Annotated in this window: 13 protein-coding genes and 4 pseudogenes; 9 read left to right on the top strand and 8 right to left on the bottom strand. The window is 49.1% G+C overall.

Annotated elements, in window-relative coordinates; translation table 11 throughout:
- Nucleotides 1-45: 45 nt before the first annotated feature.
- The 5 genes from GO003_RS21150 (at nucleotide 46) to GO003_RS21130 (ending at nucleotide 6,940) form a co-directional block, all read left to right on the top strand.
- Entirely contained in the window at nucleotides 46-648 is a 603-nt protein-coding gene (locus GO003_RS21150) for a DUF502 domain-containing protein (protein ID WP_159658040.1), read from the top strand.
- 88 nt (nucleotides 649-736) lie between these two features.
- Nucleotides 737-1,195, top strand: a complete 459-nt coding sequence (locus GO003_RS21145; protein ID WP_159658039.1) for a hypothetical protein — start codon at nucleotides 737-739, stop codon at nucleotides 1,193-1,195.
- Nucleotides 1,196-1,328: 133 nt separating this feature from the next.
- On the top strand, nucleotides 1,329-5,132 hold the full coding sequence (locus GO003_RS21140; RefSeq protein WP_159658038.1) for an HAD-IC family P-type ATPase: 3,804 nt from the start codon (nucleotides 1,329-1,331) through the stop codon (nucleotides 5,130-5,132).
- Between the two features lie 247 nt (nucleotides 5,133-5,379).
- Nucleotides 5,380-5,565, top strand: coding sequence for a hypothetical protein (locus tag GO003_RS21135; RefSeq protein ID WP_159658037.1), 186 nt, complete (start codon nucleotides 5,380-5,382; stop codon nucleotides 5,563-5,565).
- A 46-nt stretch (nucleotides 5,566-5,611) separates the two neighbouring features.
- The gene (locus GO003_RS21130; RefSeq protein ID WP_159658036.1) at nucleotides 5,612-6,940 is read left to right on the top strand and encodes a hemolysin family protein; all 1,329 of its coding nucleotides are present in this window, start codon (nucleotides 5,612-5,614) and stop codon (nucleotides 6,938-6,940) included.
- 315 nt (nucleotides 6,941-7,255) lie between these two features.
- Here the strand turns inward: GO003_RS21130 and GO003_RS26705 are convergent.
- Nucleotides 7,256-7,357: pseudogene (locus GO003_RS26705) on the bottom strand (efflux RND transporter permease subunit); the annotation flags it as partial.
- A 33-nt stretch (nucleotides 7,358-7,390) separates the two neighbouring features.
- On the opposite strand from GO003_RS26705, the pseudogene GO003_RS26785 reads away from it, so the two are divergent.
- A pseudogene (locus GO003_RS26785) lies at nucleotides 7,391-7,605 on the top strand (IS982 family transposase); the annotation flags it as partial.
- Nucleotides 7,606-7,629: 24 nt separating this feature from the next.
- Here the strand turns inward: GO003_RS26785 and tatC are convergent.
- The 5 genes from tatC to hisI are packed head-to-tail and all read right to left on the bottom strand — an operon-like array spanning nucleotide 7,630 to nucleotide 9,682.
- On the bottom strand, nucleotides 7,630-8,403 hold the full coding sequence (gene tatC, locus GO003_RS21120; RefSeq protein ID WP_231089132.1) for a twin-arginine translocase subunit TatC: 774 nt from the start codon (nucleotides 8,401-8,403) through the stop codon (nucleotides 7,630-7,632).
- Nucleotides 8,396-8,716 (bottom strand): Sec-independent protein translocase protein TatB, encoded by a 321-nt coding sequence (gene tatB, locus GO003_RS21115; protein WP_159658645.1) that lies wholly within the window; start codon nucleotides 8,714-8,716, stop codon nucleotides 8,396-8,398. Before tatB ends, tatC begins: the two co-directional genes overlap by 8 nt.
- Before the next feature lie 8 nt (nucleotides 8,717-8,724).
- Nucleotides 8,725-8,943, bottom strand: coding sequence for a Sec-independent protein translocase subunit TatA (tatA, locus tag GO003_RS21110; protein WP_159658646.1), 219 nt, complete (start codon nucleotides 8,941-8,943; stop codon nucleotides 8,725-8,727).
- 33 nt (nucleotides 8,944-8,976) lie between these two features.
- Nucleotides 8,977-9,297 (bottom strand): phosphoribosyl-ATP diphosphatase, encoded by a 321-nt coding sequence (locus tag GO003_RS21105; protein WP_159658647.1) that lies wholly within the window; start codon nucleotides 9,295-9,297, stop codon nucleotides 8,977-8,979.
- A complete protein-coding gene (gene hisI / locus GO003_RS21100) occupies nucleotides 9,290-9,682 on the bottom strand; it encodes a phosphoribosyl-AMP cyclohydrolase (RefSeq protein ID WP_159658648.1) in 393 nt (130 codons plus the stop codon). Before hisI ends, GO003_RS21105 begins: the two co-directional genes overlap by 8 nt.
- 184 nt (nucleotides 9,683-9,866) lie before the next feature.
- Here hisI and GO003_RS26700 point away from each other — a divergent pair.
- From GO003_RS26700 to GO003_RS21090, 3 genes and pseudogenes are all read left to right on the top strand, one after another.
- Nucleotides 9,867-10,061 (top strand): annotated as a pseudogene (locus tag GO003_RS26700) (transposase); the annotation flags it as partial.
- 56 nt (nucleotides 10,062-10,117) lie between these two features.
- Nucleotides 10,118-10,306: pseudogene (locus tag GO003_RS21095) on the top strand (transposase domain-containing protein); the annotation flags it as partial.
- Between the two features lie 722 nt (nucleotides 10,307-11,028).
- A complete protein-coding gene (locus tag GO003_RS21090; RefSeq protein ID WP_159658276.1) occupies nucleotides 11,029-12,060 on the top strand; it encodes an AI-2E family transporter in 1,032 nt (343 codons plus the stop codon).
- Between the two features lie 141 nt (nucleotides 12,061-12,201).
- Here GO003_RS21090 and GO003_RS21085 read toward each other — a convergent pair whose 3' ends face one another.
- Complete coding sequence (locus GO003_RS21085; protein ID WP_231089131.1) at nucleotides 12,202-13,485, bottom strand: IS1634 family transposase; 1,284 nt, start codon at nucleotides 13,483-13,485, stop codon at nucleotides 12,202-12,204.
- Nucleotides 13,403-14,143, bottom strand: coding sequence for a hypothetical protein (locus tag GO003_RS21080; RefSeq protein ID WP_231089130.1), 741 nt, complete (start codon nucleotides 14,141-14,143; stop codon nucleotides 13,403-13,405). Before GO003_RS21080 ends, GO003_RS21085 begins: the two co-directional genes overlap by 83 nt.
- Between the last annotated feature and the right edge of the window lie 26 nt (nucleotides 14,144-14,169).

Genomic DNA, 14,169 nt, shown 5'->3' with positions numbered 1-14,169 from the left:
GTGATGCCTGTAACCCTAGCCAAGAAAAACTATTGGAGCTTATCGATGTCCGAACTTTTAAAATCCGTCAAACTCTCGCTCAATCACTTCCTGGTGGGAGCATTCGCAATCCTGCCCGTCTATATCGTCGTGCAGATCTTCGTCTGGCTGGTCAGCTTTGTGCTGCAGTCCGTTTTCGATGTCAGGGAATGGATGGGGCATTATTGGATTACCGCCGCTGTGTTCATTGCCGTCTATGCACTGCTGGTGTATATCGGACGCGAGTTGGCGAAATACCGGCAGTCCCTGATCATATCCCTGTTTGACATGCTCATCGAGCGGGTACCGTTCCTGAGCGGCGTTTATCGGGTCAGCAAGAAGGTGATCGACATGTTTCGCGGCCAAGGCGGGAATCCGGTGCGGGAAGTGGTCTACGTGGAATACCCCAAAGACGGCGTGTGGGTACCAGCCTATGTAACCAACCGGGAGGACGACCGCTATGTGCTCTATATTCCTACCTCGCCGAATCCCACCAATGGCTTCACGGTGATCATCCATGAATCCAAGGTGATTAAATCGGAATTGAATTTTGAGGAAGTCACCAGCTTTATGATCAGCGTAGGTTCCGATTTTCCCAAATCACACGAAGCGCGGAACCTGCCCCGGTAAAGAACCCAACGGCAAATCGCGATGGTCGTTATCCAAGTAAATGCCAAAAGCAGGTGCTTCGCCTACCAGTGATTGCGAGGAAAATTTCATGAACAAAATTGAACTGATTAGAACAGAGTTGATTGCTTACGCAAGAACCCTGTATCACTTTTTGGGCGGTATCACAGTTGGCCTCGTGCTGGGCATCCCCACTTTGTTCCTGTTTGGCGATACGCTGTTATCGTTGCTCGGACATGGTTTCATAGCGCTGGGACATGCTTTGCATATACTGTACGAGCTTTTTGAATCAATAGCCGAACATTTCTTTGAGTGGGCCTTCCATCTGTCTAAAAGAACGTCGGAAATTATCTTTTTCTGGAGCAGCCTAGCCATCGCCATTGGCTTAATGGTGTATCTCATGCGCATGGCGAAAATTGTTTCGCAACGGGCATACTCCACCGTTCAGGAACGGCGATTGGCGCTGGCCGAATCATCTAAAATCGTCGTCTGGATTCGGATTGCTCTTATCACCAGCTCGCTGAGCGCGACCCTTTTACTCTTCACCTGAATGGCCATGACTTTCATCTAGACCTGCTTGCAGTTTATTTTTGGTGGCTTATCTTAGATGAAGACCTGAAAGATTCGGGTATAGAGCATAAGCCTGTTTTAATCTCAATTTGATACTTTTTAGGTCGTAGTGAATGAATGATTTTTTAAGTAGAAACCCGATACGATCCTTGATTCCCGGCATTTTATTATCCGCTCTTTTATTGCTGGGCTTTATGGTGTTGCGTGAATTCTTGCTAACACTGGCATGGGCATTGATCATAACCTATGTCATGTGGCCACCTTACCAGTGGTTGAGGCATTTACTCAAAGACAAAGCCACCCTCAGTGCAGCAGTGATGACGACCCTTATTGCGACGGTGATCTCTTTGTCAGCCTTTTGGCTTGCTGCCATGCTACAAGAAGAAATCAAAATCGCTTATCAAACCTTAGCGGATAACTTAACTCAAGAAGCATATCAACTCCCCGACTTTATTCGGCGCATTCCCTGGCTGGGCTCTACTGCACAGGAATGGATCGCCCGGTTGACCAGTGACCGGGCAGAGCTGGCGACACAACTTGCAGACTGGGTAAAACAGGGGATGGGCGGATTTGCCCGATTCCTTGGTGGTATTGGGCAAAACGTTTTAAAACTGGGTGTTATCCTGGTTACGGTGTTCTTCTGTTTTCGCGATGGTAAAGAAATAACCAGGCAGTTGCATCAAGGACTGGTTCGATTTCTAGGAAAATATCAGGATGTATATCTACAAGCTGCCGGCAACACAACGCGTGCCGTCGTTTACGGCCTGGTGCTTGCGGCACTGGCACAGGGGGTAATAGCCGGGATTGGTTACTTTGTAGCAGGTGTCAAGGCACCCGTGCTGTTTGGAGCAATTACCGCGCTATTGGCGCTGGTTCCTATGGGTGCCACATTGGTGTGGATGCCCATTGGCATCATGTTGGTGCTTATGGATCAGTTTTGGCAGGGGGTAGGGCTATTGCTTTGGGGCTTTCTGGTAGTTAGCACGGTAGATAATGTAATTCGTCCAATAGTTATCAGTGGCGCTAGCCAAGTGCCCTTTCTTGTAGTGATGTTCGGTGTTTTGGGTGGACTCACGACCTTCGGCGGGATAGGCCTCTTTTTGGGCCCCGTGATTCTGGCTGTATTGCTGTCTGTTTGGCAGGCATGGCTGAAACAGCAAGGACAGGACAAAGAAGCACCCGGACTGGACGATAGCGCCCATGTGCCTACTGAAACAACCAGCCCCCAAATACCTGACCAAAACTGGCATGCATTATCCACAGAAGCCGTGCTCAGCACCCTTGACGCCGATGAAAACCAAGGCCTGACGGATGACGAGATCGTGCGTCGACGCGCTTTGTACGGTTCGAACCGCTTGCCTGAAAGCAAGCCACGATCGGCGTTTATGCGTTTCATCGTGCAATTTCATAATCTACTGCTCTATGTGTTAATCGGCACCGCAAGCATTACTGCGATACTGGGACACTGGACGGATACCGGTGTAATTTTGGCGGTGGTCATGCTGAATGCCGTGTTCGGCTTTATTCAGGAAGGCAAAGCCGAAAATGCACTGTGGGCAATACGGCAGATGCTGTCAGCACATGCCATGGTGCAGCGTGATGGACGGCGTATAACCGTACCCGCCGAAGAACTGGTGCCCGGCGATATCGTGCTGCTGCAACCGGGCGATAAAGTGCCTGCGGATATGAGGCTGCTAAAAGTCAAAAACCTGCAAATTCAAGAGGCAGTGCTGACCGGTGAATCAGTGCCGGTTGAAAAAAGCGCCGAAGCGGTTGCCTGCGATGCCGTATTGAGCGATCGGCTTGGCATGGCCTATTCCGGAACGCTGGTCACCACAGGTCAGGCATCAGGACTTGTGGTGGCGACCGGTGCTCAAACCGAAATCGGACATATCAGCACGCTGGTGTCGCAAGTACACACATTGACGACACCGTTGTTGCGGCAAATGGCGGTCTTTGCCCGCTGGGTTACCGCGGCGGTGTTGCTGCTGTCGATATTCATGTTTATGTTTGGTGTATGGGTGCGTGATTTCAGTGCGATGGACATGTTCATGATTGTCGTGGGGATGGCTGTCGCAGCCATCCCTGAAGGATTACCGGCTATTCTTTCGGTGACGCTGGCAATCGGCGTGCAGCGTCTAGCGACCCGCAAGGCGATTATTAGGCGCTTGCCGGCGGTGGAAACACTGGGCTCGGTCAGCGTGATTTGCACTGACAAAACCGGCACCCTGACGCGCAACGAGATGACGGTACGGTCGCTGGTGACGGCCGACCAAGTGCTTGAGGTTACGGGCACGGGCTACGATCCGCATGGCGATTTTCTGCACGATGGCTTGGGGGTAGCGGTCGAGTCGACCTCCATACCACAACAGGTATTGCGGGCAGGCCTGTTCTGTAATGATGCAGCGCTTGAGCAAGGGGAGGAAGGATGGCGCATTCACGGCGATCCGATGGAGGCGGCATTGCTGATTGCCGCCATGAAGGCTGGACTGAATGCGGACGAGGAAGGCAGAAATTACCCCCGTACCGACCTGATTCCTTTCGATTCCGAGCACAGGTTCATGGCAACGATGCACCACAGCCATACGGGTGAGGCGCTTATTTTTGTTAAGGGTGCGCCGGAACGTCTCCTGGAGATGTGCGTGCAGCAGCGCGCCGCAGCTGGCGACCAGGCAATCAACCGCCATTACTGGCAAAAGCAGATCGAATTGCTGGCTCGGCAAGGGCAACGGGTTTTGGCAGTGGCCTGTAAACCCGCGCCCAGTCATAACCAGGAGCTGAATTTCGAAGACTTGAATGATGGTCTGGTGTTGCTCGGGCTGTTTGGCCTGATTGATCCCCCACGCACCGAGGCTATCGCGGCGATCAAGGAATGCCAAAGCGCCGGTATTCGGGTCAAGATGATCACCGGCGATCATGCGCTTACAGCTTGCAGCATCGCCGCCCAGTTGAATCTGGTCAATTCGTCGGAAGTCATCACCGGTCACGAAATGGAGCTGATGAATGATGATGAATTACGTGGCCGGGTTCAGGAGACGGATGTCTACGCACGGGTCAGCCCGGAACATAAACTGCGTCTGGTCAGACTGCTGCAAACGGACGGCGTTTGTGTGGCGATGACCGGCGATGGCGTGAATGATGCGCCTGCGCTAAGACGCGCCGACATCGGCATCGCCATGGGTCATAAAGGCACCGAAGCCGCCAAGGAAGCTTCAGTGATGGTGATTACCGATGACAACTTCGCCACCATCGTCCATGCCGTAAAGGAAGGCCGCGCAGTTTATGAGAACCTGAAAAAGGCCGTGGCGTTTCTGCTACCGGTCAACGGCGGTGAATCCATCAGTATCATCGTTGCCATCTTGTTGGGCTATACTTTGCCGATCACGCCCTTACAGATCCTTTGGGTCAATATGGTGAGTTCGATAGCTCTGGCCATGACGCTCGCATTCGAACCCGGCGAACCGGACAGCATGACACATCCACCGCGACCTGCGAACGAGCCTATTCTTTCAGGGTTTCTGGTTTGGCGCATACTATTGGTAACCGCATTGTTTGCAGCCGGTATATTTGGTATTTTCAAATTGAGCCTGTATCAGGGTTCTACGCTGGAGGAAGCGCGCACCTATGCCGTCAATACGCTGGTGACGATGGAGGTTTTTTACCTGTTCAGCGTGCGCTATCAGCGTGTTTCATCCTTAAGTTTCAAACGCCTGTTCAATTCACCGGCGGTACTGATTGGCGTCACTGCGGTCATCATCCTGCAACTGGTGTTTACCTATGCGCCGTTTATGGAGGCATTTTTTGACAGCCGCCCGGTGGATTTAGTGCATGGCATGGAGATTATCGCCATCGGTGTTGGCATGTTTGGTATTTTGGAACTTGAAAAACTGTTTCGGAGAAAAGTCCTGGTAAAGTAAATATTGCTTCAAGAAGAAGGCGTAGTAGGTACATCTGTTTAAAAACTTAGGTGGTTATGCTCCACTGCACCCTGATACACGTTAGGGACTGGGACTCCCGCATAAGCGCCGCCTTGGAGAAAAAAACGAGCTCTTCTGTGTCAGTGAGCCGTTCCAGCCGTATTGCCCGCACAGCAATCCCATCACACCACCCCATGAGATCGATCCTACCTCCGCCATTTTAAGCAGTGTGGCCAGCGGAAGCGGCATGAACCGGCGTTGGCGTTTCGTCATCAATCAACGCGGGGCCTTAGCATTGTTTGGCAGGGCCTTGCCCGCCGAAGCAGATAAAGCCGAGTTTGAGCCAGAAGCGGAAGGCTGTGCAATTTTACGCCGACCCAATGTCCGTATGGGCAGCTATGTGTATACTACCCTTAATTTTGCCACTCCTTAATTTGATCGACGACGTCAATATTACTTTCCATTAAAGCTTAAGTGTTATGAATAATCTTTTTCTGATCTTTACCGCGCTGTTGCTGGTCGCGCTCAATGGCTTTTTTGTGGCGGCAGAGTTCGGTCTGGTCAAACTGCGAAAAACGCGCATCAACGCGATTGTTAAAACGAAAGGTTGGCGTGGACGCATTTTGGGAAAGGTGCACGCAAAACTTGATGCTTATTTATCGGCATGCCAGCTGGGCATTACACTCGCTTCGCTCGGTTTAGGCTGGATTGGCGAGCCTGCGTTTGCGAGCCTGCTGGAATCTCTGTTCGATAAGCTCGGCGTCACCTCACCGGAGCTGATACACGGCATATCATTTGCTTTCGCCTTTACCATCATTTCGTTTCTGCACATTGTCGTCGGCGAGCTTGCACCGAAATCTCTGGCAATTCGTAATCCTGAAAAAATCGGCTTATTGAGCGCCGGGCCGCTCTACGGATTTTATTGGCTGATGTATCCAGTGATCTGGTTGCTCAACTCCAGCGCCAATTTGGTATTACGCCTGTTGGGTTTGGATAATGTTCATGGTCATGATGCGCATTACTCGGCTGATGAACTTAAACTTATTTTACGCAGCAACTTCCCAGACGACCGCTTTACGCGCGATGAATGGAACATTCTGGCGAAAACGTTAGACTTCAGCGAACTCGAAGTGTCCGACCTGATGCGCCCGATCCATGAGATCACTGCATTGCACCGCAACGAGTCATTGCAAAAAAATCTGCAAAGGGTGTCTGAAAAACGCTTTAGCCGTTATCCCTATTTCGACACTAACGGCATCGATGTGTTAGGAGTAATTCATTTGAAAGATTTGTTTTTCGCCCAGCAGGAGGGCCAAACGCTTGAGGATTTGACTGACTACTTGCGGCCTATCCAATACATAGCGCCGCACAGACCGGCAATGGAACTATTCCGTCACTTCCGCATGGGAACATCGCATTTCGCTATTATTGGACAAAAAGGCCAAAAACCGCAAGGCTTCATCACGCTAGATAATTTGTTAAGTGCGATGGTCGGTGAGATCCGCGACGAGTTCCGACAAAACAAAAATGACTGGACCAGGCTTAATAACGGCACACTTATGGGCAAGGGCAGTCTGCCGATATTTTCGCTGGAACGGATTCTGGGAATCGATGTCGAGAATGAAGAGCTTAAATTGGAAGATGAGGTATCGATTGGTGGTCTCATCATGGCCAAGCTGCGCGACATTCCGATCGAAGGCCAAAAGATTGAATTCAGGCAGTTCGATGTTGTGATCAGAAAAATGAATGGACCTCGCATCGTTTTTGTCCAGATTTACCCCAATGAAATAACTGATGTTATGCAGTAATTTAACCATTGGATGCTAATAAATACAGAGCTCTAAAGTTTCTCAGGCTTTATATGCGATCGCAAATTTGGGGCCTGCGGACCATTTGACCTATAGCCTGGGTTTTCGTTTATCTATGAGCCGCCGTCGGCCTATAATCAACACAAATTCATTATTCTTGGTGCGAAAAACTCTGGCAGTTTAAATCTCATAAAAAATTACACTGTCAAAACGGGCTATTTTTGAGAAGGTGAAAACAAGCTGAAAGACTTGTTGGATACGGTATTCAACAAATTTCTATGAAACTTTAGGTCTTTTGTTTATTGGTACCCATTGTTCCATCTTGGCATGCACGACTTCAGTAACCACAATAGCATTGTCCACGACAATGCCAATGGTCAGTACCAACGCAAACAGGGTGATGAGGTTGATTGAAAACGCAGACCGGATGCGCAATTGATCGAAGCCGTCCAAGGACTCAGCGTGTTACCCCCGTTAAAAAAGACCAAGGGCAAGGTCGTTTAGAACCTTCGGATCAATGGTTGTCCACTTCCATATCGCGCATTCGTCAACCGATCGCATCCTTATTTGGGTGGCTTGAAGAAAAAACCGGCATTGAGTGTGCTTCTAAAGTGCGTTCTCATAATTTACTTATGGTTCACATCTTCATCCACATTGAAGAATAGATGTGAAGTGGATGGGCTAAATGATTACTCATCTTCCCCTGTCGTGATTTGCAAACTGTTATCATGTTTACGTACGAATAAACGCGAGAACAATAAGCCTATTTCAAACAACATCCACATTGGAATAGCCAATAAGGTCTGTGATATTGCATCGGGTGGTGTCAGCAACATCCCGATAATAAAAGCCCCAACAATCACATAAGGACGCTTTTCGGCTAAATCAGCCGGCGATGTCAAACCTGTCCAAACCAGAACTATGGTGAATATCGGCACTTCAAAGCAAATGCCGAAAGCAAAAAACAGGGTTAGCACAAAATCCAGGTATTTACTGATATCCGTCATTACCGCAACCCCTTCCGGTGCTGCGGCCGTTAAAAACCCGAAAATCAACGGAAAAACGACGAAATAGGCAAAAGCCACGCCCAAGTAAAACAGAAATGTGCTCGCAACAAGCAGCGGCAGGATCATTTTCCGTTCGTTCTTATACAGCCCCGGCGCCACAAAAGCCCAGAATTGATACAGAATAATAGGCACTGCTATGAATACCGAAAGAACCAACGCAAGCTTAAACGGAGTGAAAAAAGGGGATGCGACATCAATCGCAATCATCGTGCTATTTTCTGGCAAATGCTTTAACAGCGGTCCGGCCAGATAACTGTATATCTGATTTGCATAGGTCGCTAAACCCAGAAACACAACCAGAACAGAAAGAACGACTTTTAAAATCCGATTTCGTAGCTCGATTAAATGCGAGATGAAAGGCAGTTCTTCTTGATGATCAAAAGTATGTTTACTCATCGACAGGCTTTGTTTTTCCGCTCAATTGTTTGGGAACGGAATCAATTGATTCTTTCAGGTTTTGGGAAGCCTGTTTGACTTCTGAAATAGTTTCGTTCAGATCTTCAAGTGACGCATGTTCCCGCAAGGTTTGCCGAATCTCTTCAGCCTGTAATTCTTCTTTGATTTCAGCCTTGACAGCCGCGACCATACTGCGTGTTTTACCCAGCCAGTAGCCTGCAATCCGCGCAGCCTTGGGGAGTCGTTCAGGCCCAATCACTAGCAGACTGACCAAACCCACCATGCAAATTTCCCAAAAACCAACGTCAAACATAATGTTGTCTAAACTTTTTTGTCATCTTTTGATTCGACATGACTGACGATATCGTCTTCGTCATCTTTATCCGGCAGGTTTTTTCCAGCCTCTCCATCTTTCATGGCTGAACGAAAACCCTTGATGGCGCCGCCCAGATCTGAACCGATATTGCGCAGTCTTTTTGTGCCGAACAACACAATGACGATAACTAAAACTATGAGTAATTGAGTAACACTGATGCCCATTTTGACTCCGAATTGGCTTATGCCGAAATGATGTTAATTTTTTTTGCGTTTTGCTTTTTCCTCTAATCCGGATAAACCAAAGCGCCGCTGTAATTCTTGCAGGACCTGCTCCGGCCCCAGACCTTGTTGAGCCAGCAACACCATGCAATGGAACCACAAGTCTGCTGTTTCATAAATAATTTGCTCTTTATCACCGTTTTTAGCGGCAATAACCGTTTCTGTAGCCTCTTCACCAATTTTTTTTAAAATACTGTCCAAACCTTTTGCATAGAGGCTGGCAACATAAGATTTTTCTTCCGTCGCCTGTTTGCGCTGTTCCAGTATATCGGCTAATTGTTGCAAAACATCATTCATGATTGTATATCGCTTTAGGGTCTTTTAGTACCGGATCAACAGCCTGCCATTGACCATCGACCAGTTTTCTGTAAAAACAGCTGTGCCGCCCGGTATGACAGGCGATACCGTCGTGCTGATCAACGGCTAATAAAATAACATCTTCATCACAGTCCAGGTAAAGTGAAATGACTTTCTGTCTGTGCCCGGATTCTTCGCCTTTGCGCCAAAGCCGGTTTCTTGACCGGGACCAATAGACCGCATAGCCTTCCTCGACCGTCAATGCCAGCGACTCACGATTCATCCAGGCAAACATTAACACTTTTCCGGTATCGGCCTGCTGGGCGATGACCGGTATCAGACCTTCGCTGGTCCAGCGTATTTCATCCAACCAATCGCCTGTCACTATAAACGCACCTCAATGCCGCGTGATGCCATATGTTGCTTGGCTTCAAGCACACTGCGATCAATGGGGGTCAGACCCCCGATTGATTTAAGGTTTTTAGCGTCGTAGGAGGCCTATTTTTTCGACCAAAGAGCAGGCCATGGCACGTTTACCCAGATTTGTTATCCCCAACTAACCACAACATGTGATTCTTCGAGGTAATAATCGCGCAGAAACTTTCTGCGCTGATGCTGATTACAATTTCTATCTTGAAAAGTTGAAATTGGCCTGTGACAAGCATGGATGCTCTGTTCATGCTTATGTGTTAATGACTAACCATGAGCATCTGCTCATTACCCCACATCACGAACAGAGCCTGGGCAAAGCCATGCAAATGCTGGGGCGTTACTATTTGCAATACTACAATTATTTTTGTTATGCAAAGCTTTGCATAATCGAAAAAACTGGCTGTTCGCGGGATCCGAGCGTGCCGGTCAACGGGCCGCTGACATCCAAACCCTGCTCGGCACCGCCAAACTCAATGGCCTTGATCCCGCCGCTTGGTTAAATGAAACCCTGGTAAAACTACCCATCTGGCCCAACAGCCGGATCGACGAACTGTTGCCGTTCAGCCGCTTGAATTAAACCATGTCAAGTCGAGCACGAATAGGTGGCTCGGATGGACGCTTACGTTTTTTCTATAATTTTTGGCTTTGTTTTACTCTATTTTGGGTATCCAAACTTTTGGCTGTTAATGGGTTTGCCGAAGTTTACAGAAAGCCCATCGATAATCACTTCAGCCCAAGCATAATGAAAGTCTCGTTTTGAAATTATTGGGAAACTTCTGTCGTAAATTATTCCTAACTAATTTAGTTTGCATATAACTTGAATCCAAGGTTTGAGATAATACTGCGCGGCATTTTTATGATAATATTGAACCTAATTATTTCAATGAATCTCCGATTAACCCCTTATTTCATGGCATTTTGAGTCAGTACGGGTCATAGGTCCCGTAGTGTAGGTGATGTTTTTTCTGGACGCAGTGGTGTCGATGTTGACAGTGTCGTCAAGGTGCTCTTGACGTGCAGCCTGACACGAAGCCAAAAATTGAGGTCACACCCACCGCTTATCCGTTTGGAATAACCCCATTCGTTACTGTCACACGGCCGTTTGCTATATCAGGCACGTCACTATTAGGTACTGACTCTGCAGTTTGCTAAACAGCGTAATAATCTGTTGACGTCCGTCCAAAACCGACCAGCAATATTGCCTTGACAGAATAAATCCGTCCAGTTTGAAGAGCTGGCATTCTTGCTCGGCTAAACATGCGTTTTTGAAGTTAATGCAACAGAACCTCCCTGAATGTGATGGAAAAATCGAACTCAGAATTTTGGATGAAAGTGAAGCTTATCCTCGTTGGGATATTCTCGATAGCTGCGCTTCTTCTTTTTTACTACTCACTTTCAATTGTCATAGTGTCGCTGATTGGAATCGGGATTGGAGTACTAATTGCGCCAATCCTTTCGTTTGCAAGACGCAAGTTTAAGATACCCAGAGCCCTGAGTGCTCTTCTTTGTTTTGTCGTGATTGCTGTTATTATTGGCGGAGCAAGCTTCGGGATTTGGTACTTGGTCTCGGACCAAGTAGAGAGCCTTTCCAAGCGCGCACCAGAAATTTCAGCGAATCTAAACAGTCGATTTTCGTCACTTTTCATGAGATATCCCTGGCTTCAGGCTCAGCTTGAAGCTCTGAATGTCGGCGCCACTGCACAAGGCCTTGTCTCACATTTTTTTAAGGGCCTACAAACCAGCTTCACCGCAATAGGCGGACTTCTATTTGCTTTGATCATAAGTCTGTACACAGCAGTGTCCTTGAATGATTATTTCGCGGCGGTTCTTCGTGCCTTTCCTCATAATCATCAAATGAAAGTGGCCTCTGTCCTCAGGCGATGCGCCACAACCCTGAGACTCTGGTTTCGCGCACAGATGATCGACATGCTCATCTTGGGGTTCATGACAGGCATTGGTTTATGGATTACGGGGGTCGATTATTGGGCCGTATGGGGTCTTCTCACAGCAGTATTTGGGATCATTCCGTACCTTGGAACCCTGATCGTTGTCGGTTGCGCATCAATTATTACGTTGGCATCTGAGCCTTCACTTGTGCTGTGGGTTATTGCCGTTTTTGTTGTGGTCCAACAGATCGAAGGCAACATCATTCTTCCGATGTTGATGAAAGGCCAAGTTGAACTTCCTGAAGTGCCGCTTTTGATCTTCATTTTGCTTATGGGATCGTGGCTTGGAATTATGGGAGTTTTCCTTGCTCCTCCATTCTTTGCTACCATGAGAGTTCTATATGTCGAGCTTTATCTTCCCCGCGTTGGGGAAGAGAACAGATGAAATGCGCTCATTGCTTTTGATTGTTTGGGCAAGTTGTCTTGTGTGATAATCTCAATTGTATTTCACATAGAGCCGTTGTTATTTAACCTAACTTCGTCACCTAAAAACACAATTTCCTGCTATTTCAATCAGTTAAAAATTTTATCCGCTGTCAGTTGGCACTACGGATTTTTTGCAGCTCACGCTGGTTTTACGTTTGCCTAGCGGATCGGCTTTGATGCCTAACGCGGCGAAGATTTCTTGTTGCTGAACTTCGGCGCGTGTCGTGGTGCGCAGATAGATGAGGGTCTGTGCGTCGGTGGGCAAAATGAGCGTGACCCGTTGTTGAGTGGACATAAGGGTGCGAATGCTGTCCCAGCTCAAATGGATGCCCTTAAGCTTTAATTGATGGCGCAGGGTGTGCACCAAGTGATAGGCCAGTAGGGTAATGAAGAGGTGCCCGGTGACGCGGTCTTCTTTCTGGTGATACACGGGGCGCAAGCCCAGCTCGGTTTTCAGGCTTCTAAAGGTGGCTTCGATCTCGGTGAGCATGACGTAGGTGGTCCACAACTGTTCTTCCGACCAGTTCGGCATGTTGCTGCGCAGACAATACACCCCGCATTGGCGGTCTTTTTCAGCGCTAGGTGCTTGACGCTGCCAGGCGATGGCAACGGCGTTTTTGTGCGCGGCGTCCGGAGTCACGTCAATCTGATAGTCTTGGGCCACGCGGCTGTTTTTTTCGCGTAGGCGGCCGATGCGTTCCAGGATTTTGACATAGTTTTTCACCGTGCCTTTTTGACTCAAGCCGGCTTGCAATTGAGTCAGTGCGGCTTCCAGGCGTTCATGGAAGCGGTTGCGGATGGCGTGCTCCTTTTTGGCCTTCTGTTCGGAGTAGCAATAGAGGCGGATTTCGCCGCTGTCCGCATCGAGGTCCCTGTAAACCCGGACCTGGCTACGGCCTGTGTCGCGAATCAACAGCGCGCTGTCCTGTTCGCGCGGGTCTTTAACCTGACGCTCACGGCTGACCACGATATAGCGATAAGCGTGCTTGACTAACCAGGCGATATTGTCGGCACTGGCAATGCCGGCATCCAGGATAATGACGGGCTTAGGCGTCGCTAACGGGTTTTTGCCTTGCAGGCCTTCCAGCAGGGTTTTCAGGGTGGCCGGTTCGCTGGCATTGCCAGGAAAGACTTGGCTACCGAGCGGAAAGCCATCGCCATCCAGCACCAAGCCCAGTGTCACCAAGGGGCAATCACTGCGTTTTTCTTTGGAACGCCCAAACTGGGCTTTCGGATTGCCGGCGCACTGGCCTTCGAAGTAGGTGTTGGTCAAATCGTACAGAACGATACACCGGTTCAGATCAAACAGTGTTTGCTCCTGATCCGCCAAAAAGCCTTCCAATGCGCTCTGGTGCTTGAGCAGTTGGTCGCTTACCTTGTACAACCGGGTCAGGCTGGTGCTGCCAAAGTCGTGATCCAGTAACTCCCCCCAGCGCGCTGCAAGACTGTAACCACTGATGCGTGTGTGATTCGCTGCCCGGTGACACCATGCGGCCGATTATGCTGCCCAAGACGGCTGCACGATCGACACCATTAAACCCCAGCGCGGTCAGCTTCTGCTCCATTTGCAATTGATCGACCGCATGCAAGGCCAAGGTTTCCGCGCCGATGCTGCGGCTTTCAACCGCATCCACGCGGTTGATGTCCACGCGCTGATAATCCGCTGCCAAAGGCTCAACCGGCTGCGCCAGTTTATGCACGATTAAACGGCTGTATCGTTGGGCAGCGGTTTCCAGTAATACGCTGATCTCATTCGCCAGGGCAAACACTTCGACTTGCTGCGCTTGCGCGTCTTGTAGCAGTTGTTCTATTCGGGCCGTCAACAACGGCCAATGCTGAGACTCAAGGGCAAAGTCTTTGCCGAGATTCAGCAAGGTGCGCTGTTTGACCTGCTGCCCTTCACGCACCGATTCAACCAGTCGGTAGGTAAAGTAGGCTTCGCCATCATCCAGGGTTTTTGTTTTAGTTTTTCGAATATACATGCCGATAGCGTGCGGCAACCGGTGCAGAAAATCAACACCAAGCGTAAAAAATAATGGCACTACATTAGATTGACAAAATTGGCCAT

This window comes from Methylicorpusculum oleiharenae (assembly GCF_009828925.2).
Classification (GTDB): domain Bacteria; phylum Pseudomonadota; class Gammaproteobacteria; order Methylococcales; family Methylomonadaceae; genus Methylicorpusculum; species Methylicorpusculum oleiharenae.
Note: the sequence above shows the minus strand (reverse complement) of the source record. Positions and strands in the feature narration are given on the sequence as shown.